This window comes from Microbacterium sp. S1037 (assembly GCF_048381605.1).
GTDB lineage: Bacteria > Actinomycetota > Actinomycetes > Actinomycetales > Microbacteriaceae > Microbacterium > Microbacterium testaceum_B.
In genome coordinates this window covers 272215-295980 of sequence record NZ_JBLWIG010000002.1, presented here as the reverse complement: position 1 = coordinate 295980, position 23766 = coordinate 272215, and the positions used below count along the sequence as shown (strand labels likewise).

The 23766-nt window shown below is 70.9% G+C and carries 19 protein-coding genes; 13 read left to right on the top strand and 6 right to left on the bottom strand.

The window, feature by feature from the left end; translation table 11 throughout:
• Window positions 1-58: 58 nt before the first annotated feature.
• Window positions 59-1486: an aminoglycoside phosphotransferase gene (locus ACMW4R_RS12090; RefSeq protein ID WP_418300027.1), complete on the top strand. Its 1428-nt coding sequence runs from the start codon at window positions 59-61 to the stop codon at window positions 1484-1486.
• A 16-nt stretch (window positions 1487-1502) separates the two neighbouring features.
• On the opposite strand, the gene ACMW4R_RS12085 is transcribed toward ACMW4R_RS12090, so the two are convergent.
• Both ACMW4R_RS12085 and ACMW4R_RS12080 read right to left on the bottom strand, forming a co-directional pair.
• Window positions 1503-4790: a UvrD-helicase domain-containing protein gene (locus tag ACMW4R_RS12085; protein ID WP_418300026.1), complete on the bottom strand. Its 3288-nt coding sequence runs from the start codon at window positions 4788-4790 to the stop codon at window positions 1503-1505.
• Entirely contained in the window at window positions 4787-7909 is a 3123-nt protein-coding gene (locus ACMW4R_RS12080; protein ID WP_418300025.1) for an ATP-dependent helicase, read from the bottom strand. The genes ACMW4R_RS12085 and ACMW4R_RS12080 overlap by 4 nt, the downstream gene beginning before the upstream one ends.
• A gap of 200 nt (window positions 7910-8109) precedes the next feature.
• Here ACMW4R_RS12080 and ACMW4R_RS12075 point away from each other — a divergent pair, with 200 nt between their 5' ends.
• Together ACMW4R_RS12075 and ACMW4R_RS12070 are read left to right on the top strand one after the other, a co-directional pair.
• Window positions 8110-8334, top strand: coding sequence for a DUF3107 domain-containing protein (locus tag ACMW4R_RS12075; RefSeq protein ID WP_058596625.1), 225 nt, complete (start codon window positions 8110-8112; stop codon window positions 8332-8334).
• A 10-nt stretch (window positions 8335-8344) separates the two neighbouring features.
• Window positions 8345-8632, top strand: a complete 288-nt coding sequence (locus tag ACMW4R_RS12070; protein ID WP_058612948.1) for a hypothetical protein — start codon at window positions 8345-8347, stop codon at window positions 8630-8632.
• A gap of 54 nt (window positions 8633-8686) precedes the next feature.
• On the opposite strand, the gene ACMW4R_RS12065 is transcribed toward ACMW4R_RS12070, so the two are convergent.
• Window positions 8687-9403, bottom strand: coding sequence for a ferritin-like fold-containing protein (locus ACMW4R_RS12065; RefSeq protein WP_058596627.1), 717 nt, complete (start codon window positions 9401-9403; stop codon window positions 8687-8689).
• A 150-nt stretch (window positions 9404-9553) separates the two neighbouring features.
• On the opposite strand from ACMW4R_RS12065, the gene ACMW4R_RS12060 reads away from it, so the two are divergent.
• Window positions 9554-11017 carry a DEAD/DEAH box helicase gene (locus ACMW4R_RS12060; RefSeq protein WP_058626311.1) on the top strand — a complete coding sequence of 488 codons (1464 nt, stop codon included), beginning with the start codon at window positions 9554-9556 and terminating at the stop codon, window positions 11015-11017.
• Between the two features lie 236 nt (window positions 11018-11253).
• Here ACMW4R_RS12060 and ACMW4R_RS12055 read toward each other — a convergent pair whose 3' ends face one another.
• Complete coding sequence (locus ACMW4R_RS12055; protein WP_418300024.1) at window positions 11254-12114, bottom strand: PHP domain-containing protein; 861 nt, start codon at window positions 12112-12114, stop codon at window positions 11254-11256.
• A gap of 141 nt (window positions 12115-12255) precedes the next feature.
• On the opposite strand from ACMW4R_RS12055, the gene ACMW4R_RS12050 reads away from it, so the two are divergent.
• From ACMW4R_RS12050 to ACMW4R_RS12025, 6 genes are all read left to right on the top strand, one after another.
• Entirely contained in the window at window positions 12256-13278 is a 1023-nt protein-coding gene (locus ACMW4R_RS12050) for an endonuclease/exonuclease/phosphatase family protein (RefSeq protein ID WP_418300023.1), read from the top strand.
• 89 nt (window positions 13279-13367) lie between these two features.
• Complete coding sequence (locus ACMW4R_RS12045) at window positions 13368-14840, top strand: aminopeptidase P family protein (RefSeq protein ID WP_058613513.1); 1473 nt, start codon at window positions 13368-13370, stop codon at window positions 14838-14840.
• On the top strand, window positions 14837-16618 hold the full coding sequence (locus ACMW4R_RS12040; RefSeq protein ID WP_418300022.1) for a gamma-glutamyltransferase family protein: 1782 nt from the start codon (window positions 14837-14839) through the stop codon (window positions 16616-16618). The genes ACMW4R_RS12045 and ACMW4R_RS12040 overlap by 4 nt, the downstream gene beginning before the upstream one ends.
• An 82-nt stretch (window positions 16619-16700) precedes the next feature.
• A complete protein-coding gene (locus ACMW4R_RS12035; RefSeq protein ID WP_058626306.1) occupies window positions 16701-17054 on the top strand; it encodes a hypothetical protein in 354 nt (117 codons plus the stop codon).
• A complete protein-coding gene (locus tag ACMW4R_RS12030) occupies window positions 17051-18775 on the top strand; it encodes a hypothetical protein (protein WP_418300021.1) in 1725 nt (574 codons plus the stop codon). Before ACMW4R_RS12035 ends, ACMW4R_RS12030 begins: the two co-directional genes overlap by 4 nt.
• The gene (locus tag ACMW4R_RS12025) at window positions 18772-19254 is read left to right on the top strand and encodes a hypothetical protein (RefSeq protein WP_418300020.1); all 483 of its coding nucleotides are present in this window, start codon (window positions 18772-18774) and stop codon (window positions 19252-19254) included. Before ACMW4R_RS12030 ends, ACMW4R_RS12025 begins: the two co-directional genes overlap by 4 nt.
• A 3-nt stretch (window positions 19255-19257) precedes the next feature.
• Here ACMW4R_RS12025 and ACMW4R_RS12020 read toward each other — a convergent pair whose 3' ends face one another.
• Entirely contained in the window at window positions 19258-19929 is a 672-nt protein-coding gene (locus tag ACMW4R_RS12020) for an alpha/beta family hydrolase (protein WP_418300019.1), read from the bottom strand.
• Window positions 19926-20681: a general stress protein gene (locus ACMW4R_RS12015; RefSeq protein ID WP_058626302.1), complete on the bottom strand. Its 756-nt coding sequence runs from the start codon at window positions 20679-20681 to the stop codon at window positions 19926-19928. Before ACMW4R_RS12015 ends, ACMW4R_RS12020 begins: the two co-directional genes overlap by 4 nt.
• A 72-nt stretch (window positions 20682-20753) precedes the next feature.
• Here ACMW4R_RS12015 and ACMW4R_RS12010 point away from each other — a divergent pair, with 72 nt between their 5' ends.
• From ACMW4R_RS12010 to ACMW4R_RS12000, 3 genes are read left to right on the top strand one after another with little or no spacing between them, the layout of a single operon-like run.
• Window positions 20754-22073 (top strand): magnesium transporter MgtE N-terminal domain-containing protein, encoded by a 1320-nt coding sequence (locus ACMW4R_RS12010; protein ID WP_058613506.1) that lies wholly within the window; start codon window positions 20754-20756, stop codon window positions 22071-22073.
• Complete coding sequence (locus ACMW4R_RS12005; RefSeq protein WP_058613505.1) at window positions 22073-22600, top strand: DUF1003 domain-containing protein; 528 nt, start codon at window positions 22073-22075, stop codon at window positions 22598-22600. The genes ACMW4R_RS12010 and ACMW4R_RS12005 overlap by 1 nt, the downstream gene beginning before the upstream one ends.
• Complete coding sequence (locus ACMW4R_RS12000) at window positions 22597-23751, top strand: Mrp/NBP35 family ATP-binding protein (protein WP_058626301.1); 1155 nt, start codon at window positions 22597-22599, stop codon at window positions 23749-23751. The genes ACMW4R_RS12005 and ACMW4R_RS12000 overlap by 4 nt, the downstream gene beginning before the upstream one ends.
• Window positions 23752-23766 lie beyond the last annotated feature (15 nt).

The following is a 23766-nucleotide window of genomic DNA, read 5'->3' as shown; positions in this document are numbered from 1 at the left end:
CCTCTCTCAAGGGCGTGGCGCAAGGGGAAGGAGCGAGCACGCGACCTACCCTGGGTGCATGGCCCGCTCGCCCCTCACTCTAGCCGCGTCGGTGACGGCGGCCCTCCCCCGGATCGGCGTGACGCGCGTCGGAGCGCTCACCGAGAACGCCGCGGGCCGCTTCGACGCCGCGCTCGTCCATCTCGACGACGGACGGACCGCTGTCGTGCGCCGCCCCTCAGCGGAGGAGTTCGCATCAGACCTCGCCGCCGAGTCTCGCGCGCTGCACGCCCTGACCCCCGGGGTGCGGGCCCTCCTCCCCTTCGCCGTTCCCGAAGTGCTCGGCGAGAACGGATCCGGCATCGACCGCGTCCTCGTCACGACCCACCTCGAGGGCTATCGCATCGACCCGGCGCACCTGCCGAAGGGTCCCGGTTACGCTTCGGCCATCGGCGGTGCCTTCGCGGCCATTCACGCGCTCCCCGTTTCGATCGTCCGCACCGACGGCCTTCCGGTCCGCTCCCCCGAGCAGGTGCGCGACGACACGGCCCGCCTGCTCGACCGCGCCGACGGCACGGACCGCGTTCCCGACGGTCTCATGCTGCGATGGAGGCAGGCGCTCCGAGAAGACGAGCTGTGGCGCTTCGAATCGGCTGTGGTCCTCGGGGGTGCGACGAGCTCCTCCATCCTGCTGGAAGACGACGACGACGAGATCCCGCACGTGACCGGTGTGCTCGAGTGGTCGGGGCTGAGCGTCGGCGATCCCGCCGTCGACCTGCGGTGGCTGGCATCCGCGCCCCTTGCCGCTGACGATGTCTTCGCCGGCTATACCGCCGCCGGTGACCGCTCCCCCGACGCTCTTCTCCGCGAGAGAGCGCGCCTGTACGCCGAGCTCGAGTTCGCGCGCTGGCTCGTCCACGGGTACGACGCCGGCGACGCGGTGGTCGTGTCGGACGCCGTCGCCCTCCTGGAGGCGCTGGTCGAGGGGGTTCGAGGCGACCACATCGTGGCCGACTCGCGCACGGACATCGACGACGCGCTCGCCCTCGTCGAGAAGGTCCCCCCGGCGGTGATCGGGGGCGTCGACACATCGATGCAGACCGACGCGTACGATCCCGAGGCCCTTTCGCTCTACCTCTCCGCGGAGCGTGACCGCGAGGCTGCGGCCGCGGGTCTCGCCGCCGCTCTGGCCGACGATGACTTCCCCCGGGCGACGACTCCATCCGACGCTGTGGATCTGCCCCCGGCCCTCAGCGAGGAACCCGGTCCGACCGCGCCGATCGACCTCGACGGGTGGACCGACGCGCCGTGGCGCACAGACCGGTCGGACGCCGAGTCTTCGAGCCAGGAGGCCCCCGGACTCGACGTTCGCGGCGACGCCGCGGCAGCTGACGACGCTGACGCCGCCGCCGCGGACGACGCCGTGGGACACGACGACGAGGAGGATGCCGCGCGGGCGAGCCGCGCGGCCCTGCGTCGCTGGGGCGTGACGGGCGACAACGTCTGAGCGCACCGCGCGCGGGTCACCCGCGGAGGACCAGCTCGTCTCCGACGTAGAACAGCACGACGTCGATCGCATCGAGCGGAATGCCGTGCTTCGCGTGATACGCCTCCCGATAGAGCTCGAGCTGGACCATGCGGGACCGCCGGTCCTCGGCCGTGGCCGGGGGCTTCCCCGTCTTCCAGTCGACGATCTCGTAGCGGTCCCCGCGTCGGTACACCGCGTCGAGCTTGCAGATCACGACGTGGTCGCGGCCGTCGAGGCGTCGCGTGACGAAATCGATCTCGGTCTCGACCTCGAGGGGCTGGAGGGTCGCCCATTCGGACCGTTCGAAACACTCGCGCAACCGCTCGAGCTCCGCCGCATCGGCGGCCGACGCTCCGATCTCGTCGTCATCCCACAGGGCTCCGTCGTCCAAGCCGACTCCGGCGCCCACGAGTCCTGAGCGCTGCTCGACCCAGGCGTGAAACAGCGTTCCGAGACGCGTCTGCCGGTACGGACGCTCAGGCATCGGCCGTCGGACCTCGTCGACTGCGGCGCCGTAGTCGGCGACGAAGTCCTTGAAACGTGACGCGGGGATACGCGTCGGTGCCGGGGCGTGGAGCGGTCGCAAGCGCGCGGCACGCTCGGCGAGGAGCAGCGCGAGGTCCGCATCCGGCTCTACCGGCGCCGCACTCCGCGCGGCGGCGACGTCCGCGGCCGCAGCCGTCACGGCCGTGCGACGCGAGCCGAGGGGGTCGAGCGGCCACTGCAGCAGGCGCCGCTCCCCGTCGTACGGGTCTTCTCCCGCGTCGTCCACCACGAGATCGAGCTCCAGGGCCTCTGCGGCCTCGTCGAGGAACACGCTCGGCCGGCGCGGCTTCTTCGTGCCCGACCACGTCGACCCCGACAGCAGGAGGTGGTCGCGCGCGCGGGTGAAGGCGACGTACGCCAGGCGACGGTCCTCATCGAGCTGGCGCGCGCGATTCGCGGCGACGAAGTCGTCGATGGCCGCCTTCAGCTCCTGCTGTGTCTCGGCACCCCTCCACCCGAGAACGGGCAGCCACGCCGCGTCGCCGCGGAAATCGGAGGGCAGGATGCCGAACCCCAACCACCCCTTGGTGTCGCGCGGCAACGACGGAAGCTCGTCGGTCACCAGACGCACGACCGCGACGGCATCCCACTCCAGCCCCTTGGAGCCGTGGATGGTCAAGAGCTGGACCACGTCGTCCTCGGGCGGCTCGGTGCGCGGCGCGAACTCGTCCGCTTGCTCGGCGTGGTCGAGCCAGGCCAGGAGGCTCGTCACCGAACCGGACTCGTCAGCGGCGAGGAACCCGCGGATCTCGTCGACGAACGCGCGCAACTGCGCCGAGGCGATGCGCGCAGGTCCGCGCGATTCGTTGGCGGCAAGCTCGATGTCGAGGCGGAGTTCGGCTTCGATCAAGCGGATGAGTTCGGGGATGGGGGCGCCGATGCTTCGGCGCAGGCCCGCGAAGACCGCGCCGGCCTCGCGCAGACGCGATCGCCCCTCCGGCGTGATGTCGGAGAGCCAACCGTGATCGTCGCTCTGCCGGGCGATGAAGTCGAGCGCATCGACGAGAGATGCGCTGTCCCCGCCGGGCGTGGCTCGCAGCCGTTCGACGACGTCGCGCTCGAGCGGACGCAGGGCCACGTCGTGCGTGGCGAGACGCCGCGCGAGCTGGGCGAGCGCGCGCAGATCCGCCAACCCCACCGCCCACCGCGGTCCGGACAACAGGCGGATCAGCGCGGAACCCGCCTCGGGATCGCTGATCACGCGCAGGGCGGACACGACGTCGACGACCTCGGGCGTCGTCAGCAGGCCGCCGAGCCCGAGGATCCGGTGCGGGATGCCACGGCGGCCGAGCGCGTCGCCGAAACGCACCATGTGCTTCTTGCTGCGGAACAGGATCGCTCCGGTCGTGCCGAGATTCTGAGCCTGACGCGCGGCGCGAACGCCGGCGAACCATGACGCGACGCGATCCGCCTCGGTGTCGAGATCGTTCTCGAAGACGAGTTCGACGAGGCCGTCGGGCGCGCCCGGGCGCGCACGGAGCGCCTCGACCGCGATGGGCGATCGGTTCGCGAGCGGAGCGAGGACGGCGTTGGCGGCGTCGAGGACGCGCGCGCTGTTGCGCCAACTGGTCAGCAGTGAGAAGTGTCGGCATCCCCCGTCCGGAGAGAACGCGGCGGGGAATCCGCCCAGATTGCCGGCGCTCGCGCCGCGCCACGCGTAGATCGCCTGATGGGGGTCGCCAACGGCCATCACGCCCGTGCCCGCGAAGAGGGTCGAGAGCAGATCGGTCTGGACGACCGACGTGTCCTGGTACTCGTCGAGGAGAACGACGCGGTAACGCGACCGCAGTTCGGACACGACGGCGGGGTGCTCTCGGACGATCCGCAGCGCACCGGCCACCTGATCGGCGAAGTCCATGACACCCAGCCGGGTCTTTTCACGGTCGTAATCCGCGGCGAGCGTCGCGAGCAGACCGAGGGCGGACACGCGCGCGGCCGCATCGGCGACGTCTTTGTAGACGGTGACGCGCGCGGAAGTGGAGGGTCGTTCGACGACACGGCCGAACTCATCGGGGAAGGCGGCGAGGCGTTCGAGGTCGACGAGGTTGTCCACTCCGTCGCGCGCGATGCGCAGCGCGGCGTCGATCAAGGTGCGGGGCGACTCCTGCCGCTCCTCGAGACGCGGGTCGTCGGACATGAGGACCACTCGTCGCATCAGGAGCCACGCCGCGGACTCGGAGAGGATCGCGGACTCGGCGTCGCGCCCGATCCGCAGCCCGTGCTCTCGAACGAGCGAATCGGCGAAGCTGTTGTAGGTCGAGACGGTCGGACGGTGCAGCAGCTGGTCGCCGTCGCCGTCGCCCGTGGCGGGTGCCGCGAACTCGTCGGCGAGGGCATCGAGGACCTCGCGTCGCGCCGTGTCGCCCCGCGCTCCCTCTCGCGCGGCGAGCTCGGCGAAGATCGCGAGGCGCCCGGCAGCATGGAGGCGTGGCAGCAGGGGCAGAAGACCGCGCGTCTCGAACTCCGAGAGCCTCTGCAGGCGCCGCTGGATGCGTTCGGCCAGTTCGCCCGCCGCCTTACGCGTGAAGGTCAGGCCGAGCACTTCATCGCGACGGACGATGCCGTTGGCGACCAGCCAGACGACGCGCCCCGCCATCGTCTCGGTCTTTCCGCTTCCCGCTCCGGCCACGACGAGCGCCGGGGCCAGCGGCGATTCGATGACGGCGGTCTGCTCGGGCGTGGGCGGGAACTGCCCCAGCGCCGCGGCGATCGTCGCCGCGGAGAGTGTCGGGCTCACGAGGCGCTCACCGCCGACACCGTGTGGATGCGGCAGAGTCCGTACGAGAACTCGTCGCGGCAATGCACCTCGTAGGGCGCGGCGAACGTTCCGCCCCTCATCACGCCCACGGCCCTCTGCACGCGCTCGACGAAAGCGGTGCGCGCCTGGTCGTCGAACGGCGGCTGGAGGGGCTCGGCGTAGTCCTTCGTGACCGCACTCGGCCGCAGGACCAGGAGTTTCGCGCCGCCGGGCGTCAGTCCTTCGGTGTTCTCGATCGCCCCCGAAGCGAACGCCAACTGGTACGCCGCCAGCTGCGGGTTGTCGGCGACCTTGGCATCCGTCTGCGGTTCGTTCTTCCCCGTCTTGAGGTCGACGATCACCGCCTGTCCGGATGCCGTCACCTCGACGCGGTCGATATCGCCACTGACCACCGCACCGTGTTCACCCGCATCGTCGAGCGGAATCGGAACCTCGAAGTGCCGCTCCGCGCCGATGAGCCGGCCGCCGGCATCGTCGAAGCGGCGAAGATACGTCGCCAGGCGCCGGACGAGGTCGCGCGCGCGCGTCCGCTCGGCGCGCTCCCGCCAGGCGGCATCGAAGACCAGCTCTCCCCACCGCTCCTCGACGACTGCCCAGAGATCGTCCTCGGAGGTGGATGCCGCCGTCTCGAGGGCCGCGTGGATGATCGTGCCGATGCCCGCCGTCGTGCCGCTGCGGTCGCCGCCGAGGTCGGCGATCACCCAGTTCAGCTCGCACTCCTCGAGCGTGTGCAGCCGCGAGGGCGAGACCCGCACGTCTTCGCGCGTGAGGTCTCGCAGGGGTGCCGTCGACGTGGGCGCCGCGACGCCGTACCACTGCTCGGGAGCGGCCCCCGCGACGTCGGCGGCAGCGAGCAGCGCGAGCTGACCGGCGGCATGGCGACGCTCCGCGGCCGGGACGCGAGGCGAGGTCAGCGCCCGACGGTGGCGGGCGACGAGTCCCCGCAGCGACAGGGGATGCTCGGGGATCGCGGATGCCGGCTCCGGCGTGGGCAGCATCTCGAACAGCACGCTCGGCCCGGTGTCGTCGTCGTCGACAGCGGTCACGATGAGCTGGGTCCCGGCGCGAGAGATCGCGCGCACGAACAGCCGCAGTTCGTCGTGCATCGCCGAGCGACGGCGGTCGAGCATGCCCGCCGCGGGCAGGTCGGGGAACTGCACGGCGTCGGCGAGACGCCACGTCTCGAGCAGTCCGCCACGCAAGCGCGTGTTCGGCCAGATCCCGTCCTGCACGCCGGCGACGATCACGGTGTCGAACGCGGTTCCCGCGGCCGCCGCGGGCGTGAGGACGCGCACGGCGTCGATCACCGCCGGCTGCTCGATGCGGTCTTCTGCTACATCGCTGTCGAGGATCGCCCGGAGGAAGACGGCCGCTTCTCCGTCGGGTTCGCGTTCGGTGAAGCGTTTCGCCGCTTGGAACAGCGCGACGACCGCGTCGAGGTCGCGATCCGCCTGCTCCGCGAGCGGTCCCTGCCCGCGCGCCGTCTCGCGCCACGACCGCGCGAGCCCGCTGCGCTCCCATGCCGTCCACAGCAGCTCGTGCGCCGTCGCGTGCTCCGCCGACTGTCTCCGCAGGACCGCGAGCGTTTCCGCGAGCCGAGCCGCCCGGCGTGCCTCCCGCGAGTCGATCGACGCGAACTCGAGGGGATGCCGCAGGCCCGACGCGAGGACCTCGCCCGCCGAGCGGGTACCGCCCTCCTGCAGCTCTTGGTGCCGGAGTTCGGTACGCAGCCGACGGAGTTCGATGGGGTCGAAGCCGCCGAAGGTCCCGAGCAGCGCGTCTCCGATCGACTCGGGCGACCAGTCGAGGGGGTCCGCCGCGCCCAACTCGACGAGTGCGACGAGATCGCGTACGGGGCGCTGGGCGCCGAGCGCGACGCCCGGACCGCTCGACCGTGCCGGCACCTCTCGAGCGGCGAGTTCTGCTTCGAGTGCGGCGACCTGCCGCGAATCGTGGGCGATCACGGCGCACGCCCCCCACGGCACTCCGTCGAGCACATGACGTTCACGCAGGAGGCGCGCGATCGCGTCGGCCTCCTCGGCCGGGGACCGCAAGAGGAATGTGCGGACGGAACCGGTAGGCGCCGCACCCTCGGGGGCGCGCCGGTGCGCCACGATGCCCGCGGCACCGATGCGCGCGGCCACCGTCCGCACGAGATCGACCTGTTCGGGGGTCCCCCTGTGCACCGTTCCGAGCGTCGCGAGGTCTCCCAGCTCCCGGGTGAGCCGCGCGAAGTTCTCGGGCGTCGCACCGCGGAACGCTCCCGAACCGACGTCGGGATCGCCGAACGCGACCACGCCGATCCCGAGAGCACGGCACGCCCGCAGGAGGTCGACCCCACCGCTGGTGAGCTCTTGCGCATCGTCCACGAGGATGCAGCGGAGCGCCGCGAACCGCCCCAGCACCTCGCGATCGTGCACCGCCTCGGTCAGGATGCCGACGGCTTCGTGGGTGAGATCCGCGGCGTCCCGGTGCGCACCGCGCATCCGTCGCCGGACGTGGCGATACTCGCGCGTGAACGAGGCCAGCGACTCCCACACCTCCACGTCGTGATGCTCGGCCAGGGCCGACAGGTCGTCGGGGCTGAGACCGAGATTGGTGCACTCCGCGAGGAAGGCACGGAGGTCGCCGCGGAAGCCACGGGTCGCCCGGATGGCGGGGCCGAGCCAGTCCGGCCAGCGCGAGAAGCCCTCGGCCTCGTCTGCGGCGTCGCCGTCGAGCAGGTCTTTCACGATCTGGTCTTCGTCTCCGCCGGTCAGCAACTGCGGCGGCTCGTTGCCCCGGCGCACCTCTGCTCCGCGCACCAGCTGGAAGGCGAACGAGGCCAGCGAACGCGCCAGCGCTCCCGATGTCGCCCGGCCCACCGCGAGGGCGAGGGGGTCACGCAGCGCCGTCGCCGCGGGCCGTGTCGGCGTCAGGACGAGGATGTGGTCCGGATCCACCCCGGCTTCCACCAGATGCCGCACGCGCGCGACGAGCGTCGAGGTCTTGCCCGACCCCGGCGCACCGACGACGACCCCGCTCCGCTCGGCGTCCCCCTCGACGACCTCACGCTGATCCCGGTCGAGGACGGGCGGCGAGGTGTCGCGATCGAGCATGACTTCCACGCTAGCCGCGGCTTCCGACATCGACTTTCTCCGACGCTCCGGACCGGGTCGCACGCCCGCACCCCGCGTCTTCACGAGCGTGCGTTCGCCATCCGCGAAGCGACGCCTCGGGCGCGGCTCCGTGTCGGAGGGCTGCCCTAGAGTCGAAGAGCACGCCGGGCCGACCGCGACCCGGGTGGAAAGGACGCATCGTGGAGATCCGCATCGGCATCACCAACACCGGCCGCGAGCTGAGCTTCGAGACCAACGAGAGCTCCGATGTCGTGAAGTCGTCGGTCGCTTCGGCCCTCGACAGCTCCGCGAGCCACGTGACGTTCACCGACGTCAAGGGCAACTCCTACATCGTGCCGACCGCGAACCTCGCTTTCGTCGAGCTGGGCACCGAAGAGTCCCGCCGCGTGGGCTTCGTCGCCTGACACCCGTCGCATGCAGATCCTCCTCGGCCTGATAATCGGGGCGGTCGTCGGCCTCGGAGTCCACTTCGCGCTGCCGCACCGCGACGTCCGGGGTGTCGCCCTGGCGCCCCTCGCGGGTGCGGCTGCGTCGGGTGTGACGTGGACCGCGCTCACGTGGGCGGGGCTCACCGTCGAGTCGCCGATCCTGTGGCTCGCCGCGATCGCGGCCCCCGTGCTGACCACCATCGTGCTCGTGCCGTTGGTGTCCCGCGTCCGCCTCCGGCGCGACAACGCCGACCGCGCCCGCCTGGGCATCTGAGTCTGCGTCGCAGGCCTCTTCTCGAAGCGTCGACCGAAGCCGGACGGCCCCGCCTCAGGCGGCCAGGCCCATGGCATCCATTCGTCGCGCGTGGGCACCCATGAGCTCGGTGAACACGGGTTCCACCTTCGCCTCTTCGGCCCGGTCGAGGCGCGGATGCCGCAGCGCCGCCCGCGCGACGAGGAGGGTGTCCCCCACCAGGCGCCGCCCCCAGAGCGCGAGAAGCCAGCGCCACTCTTCGTCGCTCTCGATCGCCGCGCCGAGGATGTCGACGATGGCCTGCCGGTCGTCGTCCGCCTGCAGGATGCGCGCGACGCGGCGACCGGTGTCGCCGTAGCTCGACGACAGCGCGAGGTAGAAGTCGTCGAGCATGCCGGCCGTGATGTGGACCGACAGCATCGTTTCCTGCGGACGCACCCCGTGCGTGTTGCGCCGGAACGCGTCGAGCGACTCGCGAAACGGCAGCATGAGCTGCGTCGGGTCGGCTCCACGCTCGCGGATCAGCCCCACGAGCTCCTGATGCTTGATCAGCGCCGCGCCGGCCGCACGCGAGAGCGACTCCTTCTCGGCGAGCTCCGGCGTGAGCGCGATGAGCTCGCTGAGCGTCTCGAAGAACCCGAGCTGCAGGTACGCGGCCTGTCCGAGGAAGGTCTCGATCTCGGGAGCGAGCTCCGCGAAATCGACGCGCAGGGCCTCGCCGAGGTCTCCGCGCGAGCGCAATTGCAGCGTTCGACCGACCGGGCGCTGACGACGACGGAACCACTCGAACACGCCTACAGCCTAGGCGTCGAGGGCGCGCGAAACACTGTTGGGTAGAGTGGACACGCCCCGGCGATGGATCGGGGCCCCGCGCCTGTGGACGAGTGGAGGGCGTGGATCCGACTCCCCAGGCGGTTTCTCACCGCCGGAACAGGCACGCTCATGACGACATTCGCCGACCTCGGCGTCGATCAGGACATCGTCGATGCCCTGGCATCCAAAGGCATCACCGAAGCCTTCCCGATCCAGGAGCAGACGATCCCCCTCGGCCTCCCCGGCCAGGACATCATCGGTCAGGCCAAGACCGGTACGGGCAAGACGTTCGGCTTCGGCATCCCGGTCGTCCAGCGCCTCGGGCCGAACCCCGAGCCCGGCGTCAAGGCGCTCATCGTGGTTCCGACGCGTGAGCTGGCCGTCCAGGTCTACGAAGACATGGACATGCTGACCTCGAACCGCCCCACCAGCGTCGTCGCGATCTACGGCGGCAAGGCGTACGAGGGCCAGATCGACCAGCTCAAGGCCGGCGCGCAGATCGTCGTCGGCACCCCGGGCCGCCTCATCGACCTCGCCAACCAGCGCCTGCTCGACCTCTCGCACGCGACCGAGGTCGTCCTCGACGAGGCCGACAAGATGCTCGACCTCGGCTTCCTCGCCGACATCGAGAAGATCTTCTCCAAGGTTCCGGCCGTGCGTCACACGCAGCTCTTCTCGGCCACCATGCCCGGTCCGATCGTGGCGCTCGCCCGCCGCTTCATGTCGAACCCCATCCACATGCGGGCCAACGACCCGGACGAGGGCCTCACGCAGGCGAACATCAAGCACCTCGTGTACCGCGCGCACTCGCTCGACAAGGACGAGGTCATCGCCCGCATCCTGCAGTCCGAGGGACGCGAGAAGGCCGTCATCTTCACGCGCACGAAGCGCGCCGCCCAGAAGCTCGTCGACGAGCTCGGCGATCGCGGCTTCAACGCCGCGGCCGTCCACGGCGACATGAGCCAAGAGGCTCGGGAGCGCTCGATGGCCGCGTTCAAGGCGGGCAAGAAAGACGTGCTCATCGCCACGGACGTCGCCGCCCGAGGCATCGACGTCAACGACGTCACCCACGTGATCAACCACACGATCCCCGACGACGAGAAGACCTACCTGCACCGCGCGGGCCGCACGGGCCGCGCCGGCCGTACCGGCATCGCCGTGACCTTCGTCGACTGGGACGACGTGCACAAGTGGGCGCTCATCAACCGCGCGCTCGAGTTCGGTCAGCCCGAGCCCACCGAGACCTACTCGTCGAGCCCGCACCTCTACACCGACCTCAACATCCCCGAGGGCACGAAGGGCCGCCTCGTGACGGCTCCCAAGGCCGTCGCGCCGAAGTCCGAGAAGAAGAACGACACTCCGGATGCCGAGGGCGAACGCGCTCCGCGTCGTCGCCGCCGTCGCGGCGGATCGTCCGGCGCAACGGCTGCCGCGGCCGGTGCCGACTCCGAGGGCGCGTCGCGCGCCGAGGGCGGAGCCGGTACGCACGACGGCGCCGGCAAGGAGCACCACGACGGCAACGCGGCTCCCCGCCGCCGCCGTCGTCGCCGCAGCGGCGGGAGCTCCGGTGCTCCGTCCGCCCCCGTCGCCTGACGCCTCGATGCGGCGCCGGTCCCTCGCGGGCCGGCGCCGTTCGCGTTCCCGGCCCCTGTCCCTCATCGACCGGTGCCGTATCGCGTACCCGGCCCCCGGCATCCGCCCGCCAACCCGCACGCGCGCCGCCCCGCACCCATAAACGCGATCCACTCACAGAAACACGTGCTCCACGCGTTTCCGCGCGCCGACAGCGTTTATCGATGAGTGCCGCCCCGGCCGGCCGATCCCGGCGCCTACGGGAAGACCGGCGCCGTCCCGCGACCGAGCGCGAAGATCCGCGCGACCATCTCGTCGGAGGTGGTGTTCTCTCCCGGAACGTTGGGCTTGCCGAGGCCGTGGTAGTCGCTCGAGCCGGTCACGATCAGATCGCGCTCGGCGGCGAGCTCGGCCAGCAGCGCGGTCGGCTCGGGGAGGTTCTCGCGATGGGCGAGCTCGAACCCGGCGAGTCCCGCGTCCAGCATCGCCATGGTGACGCTGTCGGGCAGCAGCGAACGACCGGCCGGATGCGCGACGATCGGCACCCCGCCCGCCGCGACGACCAGCTCGACCGCGGTAACCGGGTCCGGTGCGTACAGCGCGACGTAGTAGTCGTTCGAGGGGTGCAGAATGCCCGCGAACGCCTCGGTCCGATCGGCGACGATCCCCCGCGCGACGAGCGCATCCGCGATGTGCGGGCGTCCCACGGTCGCGCCGTCGGTCGTCTGCGCGACGATGTCGTCCCAGGCGATGTCGTAGTCGCGTGAGATGCGTTCCGCCATGATCTGCGCGCGATCCAGTCGCGACGAGCGGACGCGGTCGGTCATCGCGCGGAGGTCCGCGTCGTCCGGGTCGACGAGGTAGGCGAGCACGTGGACGCTCCGCCACCGGTGACGAGCCGAAAGTTCCATCCCCGGCACGAAGGTCATCCCGAGCGAGGTGGCGGCGTCGGCGGCCTCCGCCCATCCGGACGTGGTGTCGTGATCCGTGAGCGCCGCGGTGCGCAGACCGTGTCGGTGCGCCGCCGCCATGACGAGGGCCGGCGATTCCGTGCCGTCGGAGTGCGTCGAGTGGAGGTGCAGGTCGCTCGGCCCCTCGAATCGACGATCATGCTCCACCCGTCGAGCCTAGCGCGGCTCCGTGCCGCCGGTCGGGCGCGAACACGCGGGCGAATCCACGGGCGAAAGCGCCGACGCGGGCCGCGCACCGAGGCCGCGGCATCCGTCGTTCTCCCAGGCGATTCGCCTAGGGTCGAGCGCGTGCGTCGCCTGTTCGGAGTCATCGTCGCGCTCGTGTTCGCTGCGGGCGCCGCGGTGCTCACGTGGCCCGGCGTGTTCGGCCTCGAACGCACGTTCCCGCTCGTGCAGATCATCTCCTTCCGCGCCGCTCTGGGCGCCGCTTTCGCCGCGGCCGCGGTGCTGGCGCTGCTCTTCGCCCTCATCCGCCCGCTCCGTGCGCTCGCCCTCACCTCCGTGCTGATCTTCGGCGTGGCCGCGGGCGCGAACGGCCTGATGATCGTCCAGCGCGGCACGGGAGATGAGACCCTCCCCGACAAGACCGCGACGAGCCTCCGCGTCATGACGTGGAACACCGCGGGTGCCGCCACCTCGGCCGAGTCCATCGCGCAGTTCGCCGTCGACATGCAGGCCGATGTCGTGACGCTGCCCGAGACGACGATCGACACCGGCACGCGCGTGGCAGAGCTCATGCGCGACATGGGCCGTCCGATGTGGGCTCATCACGCCGAATACGGCGGCACCGGGTGGGGAGCCACCTCCACGACCGTGCTCATCCGGCCCGAGCTGGGCGACTACTCCGTCATCGACTCCTCGCTCGACGGCTCGAGCAACACCTCCACCGTGCCGAGCGCCGTCGCGATGCCCGTCTCCGGAGACGGCCCCATCATCGTCGCCGCGCACGCCGTCGCCCCGCGCGAGGACTACATGACGCAGTGGCGGTCCGACCTGACCTGGCTCGCCGACCAGTGCGCGAGCGACAACGTCATCCTCGCGGGCGACTTCAACGCGACGATCGACCACATGAGCGGGCTCGGGGTCGACGGCGGCACCCTCGGCCGCTGTCGCGACACCACCTCCGCGAGCGGTAACGGGGGCGTGGGCACGTGGCCCACGGACATCCCCGCGATGCTCGGCGCCCCGATCGACCACGTCATGGCGACGCCGGACTGGACCGTCTCGGGTTCGATCGTCATGCGCACCCTCGACGGTTCGGGCAGTGACCACCGTCCGCTCGTCGTTCAGCTCGAACGCACCGCCGGCTGACGGACGATTCCGGATGCCGCGCACCCGGCACCGACGACACGCTCGGCGCCGCCCGAGCGGACGCCGTCGAGCGGTGCGAGACTGGAGGAATGGACACCCCCGCCACCGGCGACACGATCGCCCCTTCCGAGCACGCAGCCACTCCCACCACGGCCGAGCCGCAGGCGAACGGCGCTGACGGGTCGGGCGCGGCCGAGAACTCGACGACGAACCGCAAGGCTCCGTTCCCGAAGGGCTTCCTCGAGACCATCTCGACGGGATGGGCCGAGCGCGCGGAGTCCCTGCCGAGCCCGCGCGAGCAGGCGGCGTGGGCGGCACGCCGTCGAGCGAAGGTCTCCGCGGCCTTCCCCGGTCAGAGGCTCGTCGTCCCCGCCGGCGGACTGAAGCAACGCAGCAACGACACCGACTACCCGTTCCGCGCGCACTCGGCTTTCGCCCACTTGACCGGGTGGGCGTCCGATGCCGAGCCCGATTCCGTGCTGGTCTTCGAACCGCGTGACGAGGGTCACGAGGTCGTGTTGTACTTCCGCGAGCGGGCCGACCGCACGACCCCCGAGTTCTACGCCGATGCGTCGGTGGGCGAGTTCTGGATCGGGCCTCGCCCGGCCCTCGACGGCGTCGCGGCCGACCTGGGTCTTGCGACGGCGCACGTCGCCGATTTCGTCGCCTCCGACGCCGACCGGACGGTCGGCGAGGATGACGAGCTGACGCGGTTCGTGTCCGAACTCCGTCTGGTCAAGGACGAGTTCGAGCTCGCCGAGATGGCCCTCGCGGTAGAAGTCACCGCACGCGGCTTCGACGACATCGTCGCGGAGCTCCCGCGGATCATCGAGCACCCCCGCGGAGAGCGCGTCGTCGAGGGCGTCTTCCATCAGCGCGCTCGCGCCGACGGCAACGCGGTCGGGTACGACACGATCGCGGCATCCGGCCCCCACGCGTGCTACCTGCACTGGACGCGCAACGACGGCGCGGTCACGCCGGGAGATCTCATCCTCGTGGACGCCGGCGTCGAGGTCGACAGCCTCTACACCGCCGACATCACCCGCACCCTCCCCGTTTCGGGGCGGTTCACCGAGGTACAGCGCCGGGTGTACGAGGCGGTTCGCGAGGCGGCCGACGCGGCATTCGACGCGGCGCGACCCGGTGTGCCGTTCCGCCGTGTCCATGAAGCCGCGATGGAGGTCATCGCCGCTCGCGTGGCCGAGTGGGGCCTGCTCCCCGTCACGGCGCAGGAGGCCCTCGATGCCGACACCGGCGGCCAGCACCGCCGCTACATGGTGCACGGCACGAGCCATCACCTCGGCATCGACGTGCACGACTGCGCTCAGGCTCGTCGCGAGATGTACTACGACGGTCTGCTCGAGCCGGGGATGGTGTTCACCATCGAGCCCGGTCTCTACTTCCAGATCGACGACCTCACCGTCCCCGAGGAGTATCGCGGCATCGGCGTGCGCATCGAGGACGACATCGTCATGACCTCGGACGGGCCCGTCAACCTCTCGGCCGGCATCCCGCGGACCGCGGACGAGGTCGAGGACTGGATCGCTCGGCTGTCGCGGTGACGTTCACTCCCCCGGCGTCGTTCACCACGCGCCCGACCCTCCGGGGAACGTTCGGGATGTCGGCATCCACCCATTGGACCGCCACGGCGACCGCGCAGGCCGTCCTCGAGCGCGGTGGCACGGCGTTCGACGCCGCCGTCGCCGCCGCTTTCGTGCTGCACATCGTCGAACCCCATCTCAACGGACCCGGGGGCGACCTGGTCGCGCTCGTGCGTCCCGCGGGGGCACCTGAGCCCGTCGTCCTGATGGGCCAGGGGCCGGCCCCCGCCGCCGCCACGATCGCCCACATGACCGGTCTCGGCCTCGACCTCGTCCCCGGCGCCGGCGGGCTCGCCGCGACGGTCCCCGGAGCCGTCGACGCGTGGCTCCTGCTCCTCCGCGACCACGGAACGTGGGAACTCGCCGACGTGCTCGCCTACGCCATCGGCTACGCCCGCGACGGCCATCCTCTGGTCGCGGGAGCGGCCATGACGATCGGCCGCGTGGCCGAGCTGTTCCGCGACCACTGGCCCTCGTCTGTCGCGCGATGGATGCCGGACGGCGAGGAACCCGCGCCGGACACCGTCGTGCGGAACCCGGCGTACGCCGACGTCCTGCAGGCACTCATCGAGGCTGGTCGCTCGAGCGACTCCCGGGAGGAGCGCATCGACGCCGCCCGCGACCGATGGGCCGGCGACGTCCTCCCCGTGGCGGCCGCGTTCCTCTCCCGACCGCACGTGCACTCCGACGGCGGCGAGCACCGCGGCGTCCTGAGTGCCGACGACGTCCGTGACTGGCGCGCCGCTGTCGAAGCCGCGGTCTCCGCTCGCTTCCGCGGATGGGACGTCTACAAGCCGGGGGTGTGGACGCAAGGTTCCGCGCTGCTGCAGACCCTCAAGCTCCTGGAGCCGTTCGACGACGACGCGCTCGACATCGGCACCGGGCGCGGTGCGCACACCGTCCTCGAGGCGCAGAAGCTCGCCTACGCGGATCGCGATGCGTGGTTCGGCGACGGTGACGGCTCGGTGTCTCCCGCTGCCCTGCTGGCGGACGACTACGTCGCACAACGGCGGAATCTGATCGGCGACGAGGCGTCGCGGGAGTTCCGTCCCGGGGCGCCCGAGGGAAGGCATCCGGTGGTCCCTCCTCTGCGGACCGAAGCGGGTGTCTCCGCCGGCGCAACGGGTGAACCGACGGTTGATCGTTCGGGGCAGACGCGCGGCGATACCTGCCACATCGACGTCATCGACCGCTGGGGAAACGCGATCTCGGCGACGCCGTCGGGAGGGTGGTTGCAGTCCTCCCCGACCATCCCCGAGCTGGGGTTCTGCCTCGGCACCCGCCTGCAGATGACCTGGCTGGTTCCGGGTCACCCCGCCTCGCTCACCCCGCGGCGACGACCCCGAACCACTCTGACGCCGACCCTTCTCACGCGAGGAGACGAGGTCACCGCGCTCGGGTCTCCGGGTGGCGACCAGCAGGACCAGTGGCAGTTGCCGGTGCTCCTGCGCATGCTCGTCGGCGGATACACACCGCAGCAGGCGATCGACGCCCCGACCCTGCACACGACGGCCATCGCCGACTCGTTCTGGCCGCGCACGTGGACACCGGCGGGGGCGATGGCCGAGCGGCGGATCGGTGACGGGGTGATCGCGGAACTCGAGCGCCGGGGCCACCGGGTGACCGTGGCCGGTGACTGGGCGTTGGGCCGGGTGAGTGCCGTCGGTCGGGACGCGAGCGGACTGCTATGGGCAGCCGCCAACCCTCGCGGGATGCAGGGCTACGCCGCCGGACGATGACCGTCCGCCGCGGCGGGTGAAACGTGGTCGCGCTGTCCACAGGGTGAAAATCGGACGGCGCGAAAGTCCCTAACATCCCGGCATGTCCTATGCGCTGCAGCCCGACCAGGTCATCGGGATCGCCGACCGCCTGCGACGTGCCCTCGACGAGACGCTCGCGTGTTCCGATGCGCTTCGAGATACCGTCGACGCACTGAGCACCGCCCTGTCGGGAGCGACGTCGGCGCAGGCGGCGTTCGACGACGGCGCGGAGCCTCGTGTGAGGCTGTCGCGCGGAGTGGTCTCGCACGGCCTCGCCGCGGTGACGGCTCTTCGTCGGATCATCGCCGCCTACGTGACGGCCGACGATCAGATGGCGACGACGACCTCCGCGGCCGACGCCCGTGCCGCAGCACCACTGTTCGACCCCTCGCGATTCGGTGCGCGCCCGTCATGACCATCGATACCGCCGCGATTCCGGTCGGCCCCGCGAGCCCGGCCGACCTCCGCCGCTGCGCGGAGGCCGTGCGCCGCGCGGTCGCGCCTCTGCGCCTGAACACCGAGGACGTCCTGCTCGCCTGGGGAATGCTCCCCGCCGTATACCGCGCGCCGGAGGCACAGGATCTGCAGGACGCGCTGATCACGATCGGCCCCGCGGCGGTCGAGATCGCGACGGGACTCGGTTCGGCCTGCACCGCGATCGAAACGCTGGCGGACGAGCTCGAGGCGATCGAACGCGAGCGCGATGGTCTCGTCGAACGCATCGCGCGGCGCTCGGCCCCCGGTCTGTACCAGGCGCCCCTCCCCGATGATCGCTTCGGCCGGGCTGTGGCCGATGCCGTGCGCGCAGACGAGGAAGCCGCCTTCCGTCGCGACTGCGCGACCCTCGTCGACAGATGGGACGCCGCGGTCGACGCGTGCACGGCGTCGCTGCGGTCGATCCCCGAGATCCCCTGGTCGCTGTCGAACCTGCTGCGTGTCGACGAACAACTCATCGCCGAAGCGTCGACATCGATCACGGATGCCGCGGCCCTGCCGCTTCTCGCCCGGTTGGCGGACCACGGGGGCTCGCGCGCAGCGGCTCTCCTCACCGCGCACCCCGACTGGACCGGCATCCTTCATCGCGCCCGCCCGGCGGCCGTGGCCGTGTGGTGGAACGCCCTGCCGGTCACCACGGCCGAGCAGCTGACCATGGCGATCCCCTCGGTGATCGGGAACCTCGACGGCGTGGCGATCACGGCCCGCGTCACCGCCAATCGCGCGCGGGCCGCGTCGCGCGTCGAAGAACTCCTCCGCCAGCGGCTGGACGCCGTCGGCGTGGTCGATGGCCTCGGACCCTCCCTCCGGGTTCCACGCGCGGAGGCGAACCGTCGGGTGAGCGACCTCGATCGGGAGATCGCGTACTTCCAGGCCGTCCAGGACGGACGGAAGCAGCTCTACGCGTGGGACCCCGACCATGGCTCTCTCATCGAGATGTCGGGCGATCCGGCGACGGCGACGTCGGCACTGTTCGTCGTTCCGGGAACGAACACACGAGCGGAGTCGTTCTTCGGCGATGTGCCGGTGACGCGGGTTGCGGAGTGGGAGACCAGAGCGGGGATGGGAGCCGTCGTGAGTTTCACTGTCCTGTCTGGACCGATGCCCCAACTTTCCGACATTCCATCAGGAGGTGGCCCGCAGCTGACCACCTACGCGTTGGAGCGCTCGCCCGAGTACGCGCGCTTCGTGCAGGGAATCGATGCCACGCGACCGGACCTCTGGACGATGAGCTACGAGCACTCGTATGCGGGAGCCATCGGAAGCGCCGCCGAGTCGTACGGAGGAGTCGTCGATGCTCGGTTCATGGCCGCCACGGTCGGTGCGATCGGGCCTTACCAACCATCGCCCGAGACGCGATACTTCGCCGCGCAGGCACCGGACGACATCAACCGCTACTACGCGGGTCTGAGCCTCGCAAATCTCGGGTTCAGCGTGCCCCCGGAGTCCTTTCCGGGCGTACAGATCGTCGAGACAGGGCTACCAGGATTGGACCCGGGAAATCTCGTTGTTGGCGGCGCAATTGGCATTGTCGCGGACAGCGTCGAACACCACAATGCGCTGATGAGCGACGAAGAATCGGTCAACGGACCGGTTCTCCGCAGCGTCAAGTCGCTTCTTCTCAGAGGGGCGGGCGAATGAGGAAGACGATCACATCAATCACGTTAGGGATAGGACTTCTCATGATGAGTGGCTGCACACCAACGCCGCCCACCTACGACGAGGTTCGAGCGGAAACGGTCGCGGTTCTCACGCAGGTAGCGGACATGGTGCCTGAGCCGCGAAGCATCGAGCCGAACGAGAGTTTCGACCCTTACCCCTGCGGCGACTCTTTGTCCCTCGGAGCCAGTAAGGGGAGCTTCTACACGGGGCAGTGGCTGATCTTCGTCGACGGATCGTTCGATGTGACCGCCTTCATCGACCAATTTCCCGAAGCGCTGGGCGATGGGTGGCGCTCCGATAGCCTCGGAATCCCCGTAAGCCATCCCCAGGTTTATCTGGTGCGCGACTCCCCTCGAATGAGTCTGACGGTGGAGGAGCGAACCTTCGAGGGACGCAGAGCGGTGGAACTCCTCGCCATCTCCCGCTGCGGCACCCTGTCCGAAGACCAGCGCCCGTAGCCCTCACAGCGCCCGGACGAACTCCGCCACCACCGGCGCCAATCCCGCGCCGATCTCGTCGGCCGGCCGCCGCGCGCCTTTCACCTCGAACGAGTGGTTCGCACCGGCGATCCAGTGCACACGGGCATCCGAGCACGAGTCCACTGCCTCCAGGAGTTGCTCGTGGGGGTCGACGAAGGGGTCGTTCTCGCCCTCGACGAACAGCTGCGGCGGTTCGACCCGAGGCAGGTGTTCGACCCGCGGCTTGTCAGGTCGACCGGGAGGATGAAGGGGATAGCCCAGGTAGACGAGTCCGGCGGGGCTCAGCAGTCCCTCACTCGCGGCGACGGATGCCATGCGCCCGCCGTACGACTTTCCTGCCGCGACGAAGACGCCCGGCGCCGATGCCGCGGCGCACCACGCCTGCACACCCGCCCAGGTGGTCGTGGCCGCGGCGGCGGGTCCCGGCATCCGGCGTCCCGCCTCGACGTACGGGAAGACGAACCGCAGCACGGCGAAACCGTCTTCGACGAGGGCCGCGGCAAGACCCTCGAGGAACGGGTGCGTCATGCCCGCGCCCGCCCCGTGGGCCAGCGCGATCGTGGCGGACGCGCCATCGGGCGCTTCCCACAGCCCCGACACACTCGACGCGCCGCCCGGCGACTCGACCGGGATCCGGACCGGTTCGGCGGTCACCGCTCTTCGCGCGGCGCCTCGGGGGCGTCGCCTCGCGGCTCACCGGCGACAGGATCAGCGTCGGCGGACCCGGTGCCGGCCGACTCGTCCGGATGGGCCTGCGGCGTGGGCGGAACGATGCGTTCCCCGTAGCGCGGCGGCTCGTCCGACGCGGGTGCGGAGCTCGGAGCGGCGGGACGCGGGGTCGACGGCGACGCGCCGCCGGGGGCCACCCGTTCGCCGTACTGCGGCGGGGCGTCGTCCACCGAGACCGGCGGGCGCGCGACCACCGTGCGCGCGGTGCCCGTGGGGCCGAGCACCCCGCGGGCCTTGTGAAGGCTGGGGGCGGCCACGCAGACGTCGTAGTGGTCGGCGGTGACCTGCATGACCGACGCGAAGTCCCGTCGGCGCCGGATGATCGAGTAGGTGCCGAGGCTCAGGAGCATTCCGAGCGCCATGCCCACGAGCAGCACGCCGAGGAAGGTCGCGACCTGCGCCGTGGGCTGACCGAGCACGAAGATGAAGGCGAAGAGCAGACCGATCATCAGACCGTTCAGCGCCCCGGATCGCGCCGCCGTGGCGTATCCGAGACGGCCCGTGATGCGTTCGACGGATCGGAGCCCGGTCCCCACGATCGCGATGTCGCGCGCGGGTACCTCGCCGGCGATGAGGGAGGACACGGCCTTCTGGGCCTGCTCGTACGTCGGGAACGACGCGACCTTCTCGCCGACCTCGTCGCGCCCGGCTCCCGGCCGCCCCGTCAACATACTCATTTCACCATCTTGTCACGTGCTCCTGAGGCGTCACCGAGGTGTTCGCGATGAGCTGCGGACTACGCTGTACCGGTGAGCACGCAAAGGGTTTTCGTCGCCCGCTTGGCGGGCTGCACGGTGTTCGATCCGGCGGGCGACCGCCTGGGGAAGGTGCGAGACGTCGTGGTGATCTACCGCGCGTCGGCCGCACCGCGCGTCGTGGGGCTCGTCGTCGAGATTCCCGGGCGCCGACATGTGTTCGTGTCCATCGGACGCGTCACCTCCATCCAGGCCGGTCAGGTCATCACGACCGGCCTCATCAATGTGCGCCGTTTCCAGCAGCGCGGCGGCGAAGTCCGGGTCATGGCCGAGATGCTCGGCCGCCGCGTGAGCCTGGTCGACGGCTCCGGCACGGCCGTCATCGAGGACGTCGCGATCGAGCGCAACCGGCTCGGCGAGTGGGACGTGGGCCAGCTCTTCCTCCGTCGTCCGCGCACGAGTGCGTCCCCCTTCGCGAAGGGCGCCACGACGTTCGCCGCGTGGACCGAGGTGCGAGAAAACCAGACGCCGGGCGAAGCGCAGTCGGCCGAACAGCTCGTCGCGACGTACTCCGAGCTCAAGCCGGCCGATCTCGCCAATACCCTGCTCGACCTCCCCGAGGAGCGCCTCATCGAGGTCGCCGAAGAGCTCAGCGACGATCGCCTCGCCGACGCCCTCGAAGAGATGCCCGAAGACGAGCAGGTCCACATCCTCGAGCAGCTGGGCGACGAGCGGGCCGCCGACATCCTGGATGCCATGGAGCCCGACGACGCAGCCGACCTCCTCGGCCAGCTGCCCGAGTCCCGTTCCGAACAGCTGCTCGAGCTCATGGAGCCCGAAGAGGCCGACGACGTGCGCGCCCTTCTTCAGTACGGCCCCGACACCGCCGGCGGTCTCATGACCCCGGAGCCCATCGTGCTGTCGGCGGATGCCACCGTGGCCGAGGCCCTGGCCCTCATCCGCCGCCACGAGCTGCACCCCGCGCTCGCGGCATCCGTCTTCATCACCCTCCCGCCCTACGAGACGCCGACGGGGCGACTCCTCGGCACCGTGCACTTCCAGCGGATGCTCCGCTACCCGCCGCACGAGCGCCTCGGCGCGATCATCGACGACACGCTCGAACCGGTGCCCGCCGATGCGACGGCAGCGGAGGTCGCGCGCCTGCTGGCGAGCTACAACCTCGTCTCGCTGCCCGTGATCGACCAGGCGCACCGGCTCGTCGGCTGCGTCAGCGTCGACGACGTCCTCGACTATCTCCTGCCCGACGACTGGCGCACACACGACAGCGATGATCCGACGCCCAAGGTCACACTCAGACCCACCGCGACGCAGAGCATCCCCGTCCAGACCCCACCGACCCCGAGGAGGCGCTGATGGCTCGGAACAACCGCCAGCCCGCTCTCGACGCGCCCCGCGGCCGCGGCCGCGTTCTCGCCCCGCGGACCCCGCAGCCGTCTCGCGATCGCTTCGGCCGTTTCACCGAGTGGGTCGCGCGAGCAATGGGCACGCCGACCTTCCTCCTGTCGCTGACGCTTTTCTGCGTGCTGTGGATGGGATGGAACTCCATCGCCCCCGATGACTGGCGCTTCGACTCCGCCGCGATCGGCTTCACGGCGCTGACCCTCGTGCTCTCTCTGCAAGCGTCGTACGCGGCCCCCCTGATCCTGCTCGCGCAGAACCGCCAGGACGATCGCGACCGCGTGCAGATCGAGCAAGACCGTCAGCGCGCCGAGCGCAACCTCGCCGATACCGAGTACCTCGCACGCGAGATCGTCGCCCTGCGCATGGCCGTCCGCGACCTGACGGACGAGGTCATCACGAAGGACACGCTGCGTGCCGAGCTGCGCGCCGCACTCCAACGACTCGACGACCACGACGAGCAGTCACGGCCCGCGCCGTGACGGTCGAACTCGCCGAACGTGTCCGCGCGGCCGTCGCCGCGGTGACCGACCCCGAGCTCCGTCGACCCCTCGGCGAGCTCGACATGGTGCGCGAGATCGACGTCCACGGCTCCCGGGCCGACGTCGGTATCGCCCTGACGATCGTCGGGTGCCCCGCCGCCGACCGCATCGAACGCGACGTCCGGGATGCCGCGGCCTCGGTCGCCGGGATCGATGCGGTCGACGTGCGGGTCGGGGTGATGTCACCCGACGAGCGCAGAGCCCTCACCGAGAAGCTGCGCGGCGGGCGGGCGAAGCGTGAGATGCCCTTCGGTCCGGACTCGCTCACGCGCGTCATCGCCGTCACCAGCGGCAAGGGCGGTGTCGGCAAGTCGACCTTGACGGCGAACCTCGCGGTCGCTCTCGCGGCCCGAGGCCTTCGCGTCGGCTTGATCGACGCCGACGTGCACGGCTTCTCGATCCCCGGACTGCTCGGCCTGATCGATGCCGACGGCCTCCCGCCCGCCCCGACGCGGATCGACGAGCTGATCCTGCCGCCGGTGGCCTACGGGGTGAAGGTGATCTCGATCGGCATGTTCCTCCGTCGTCCGGGAGAGGATGCCGCGGGCGCCGTCGCCTGGCGGGGTCCGATGCTGCACCGCACCGTGCAGCAGTTCCTCACCGACGTGTTCTTCGGGGACCTCGATGTGCTGCTGCTCGACATGCCGCCGGGAACGGGCGACGTGGCGATCTCCGTGGGCCAGCTTCTCCCCCACGCCGACGTCCTCGTCGTGACGACCCCGCAGGCGGCCGCGGCCGACGTCGCGGTCCGTTCCGGAACGGTCGCCCGTCAGACGGGACAGCGCGTGATCGGCGTGATCGAGAACATGGCCGCGATGACGCTCCCGGACGGCAGCTCGCTCGACCTGTTCGGCTCCGGCGGCGGCGAGGCCGTGGCTCGCGCCCTGTCGACCGTCGACGACGACGTGCCCCTCCTGGCATCCGTCCCGTTGAGCCCGGCACTCCGCGGAGGCGGAGACGACGGCCACCCCGTGGTGCTGGGCGCACCCGACGATCCCGCATCACGCGCCATCGACGCGGCGGCGGCGGCTCTCGCCGTGAACCCGCGTGGGCTCGCCGGACGAGCGCTCCGCGTCACCCCGTCGGCGTGACGGCCACCCGCTGAC

Coding starts and splice junctions, on each gene's coding strand:
- ACMW4R_RS12090 (WP_418300027.1), top strand. CDS start 59: ATGGCCCGCTCGCCCCTCACTCTAGCCGCGTCGGTGACGGCGGCCCTC.
- ACMW4R_RS12080 (WP_418300025.1), bottom strand. CDS start 7,909: ATGCTCGATCGCGACACCTCGCCGCCCGTCCTCGACCGGGATCAGCGT.
- ACMW4R_RS12070 (WP_058612948.1), top strand. CDS start 8,345: ATGCAGATCCTCCTCGGCCTGATAATCGGGGCGGTCGTCGGCCTCGGA.
- ACMW4R_RS12060 (WP_058626311.1), top strand. CDS start 9,554: ATGACGACATTCGCCGACCTCGGCGTCGATCAGGACATCGTCGATGCC.
- ACMW4R_RS12045 (WP_058613513.1), top strand. CDS start 13,368: ATGGACACCCCCGCCACCGGCGACACGATCGCCCCTTCCGAGCACGCA.
- ACMW4R_RS12035 (WP_058626306.1), top strand. CDS start 16,701: ATGTCCTATGCGCTGCAGCCCGACCAGGTCATCGGGATCGCCGACCGC.
- ACMW4R_RS12030 (WP_418300021.1), top strand. CDS start 17,051: ATGACCATCGATACCGCCGCGATTCCGGTCGGCCCCGCGAGCCCGGCC.
- ACMW4R_RS12025 (WP_418300020.1), top strand. CDS start 18,772: ATGAGGAAGACGATCACATCAATCACGTTAGGGATAGGACTTCTCATG.
- ACMW4R_RS12015 (WP_058626302.1), bottom strand. CDS start 20,681: ATGAGTATGTTGACGGGGCGGCCGGGAGCCGGGCGCGACGAGGTCGGC.
- ACMW4R_RS12005 (WP_058613505.1), top strand. CDS start 22,073: ATGGCTCGGAACAACCGCCAGCCCGCTCTCGACGCGCCCCGCGGCCGC.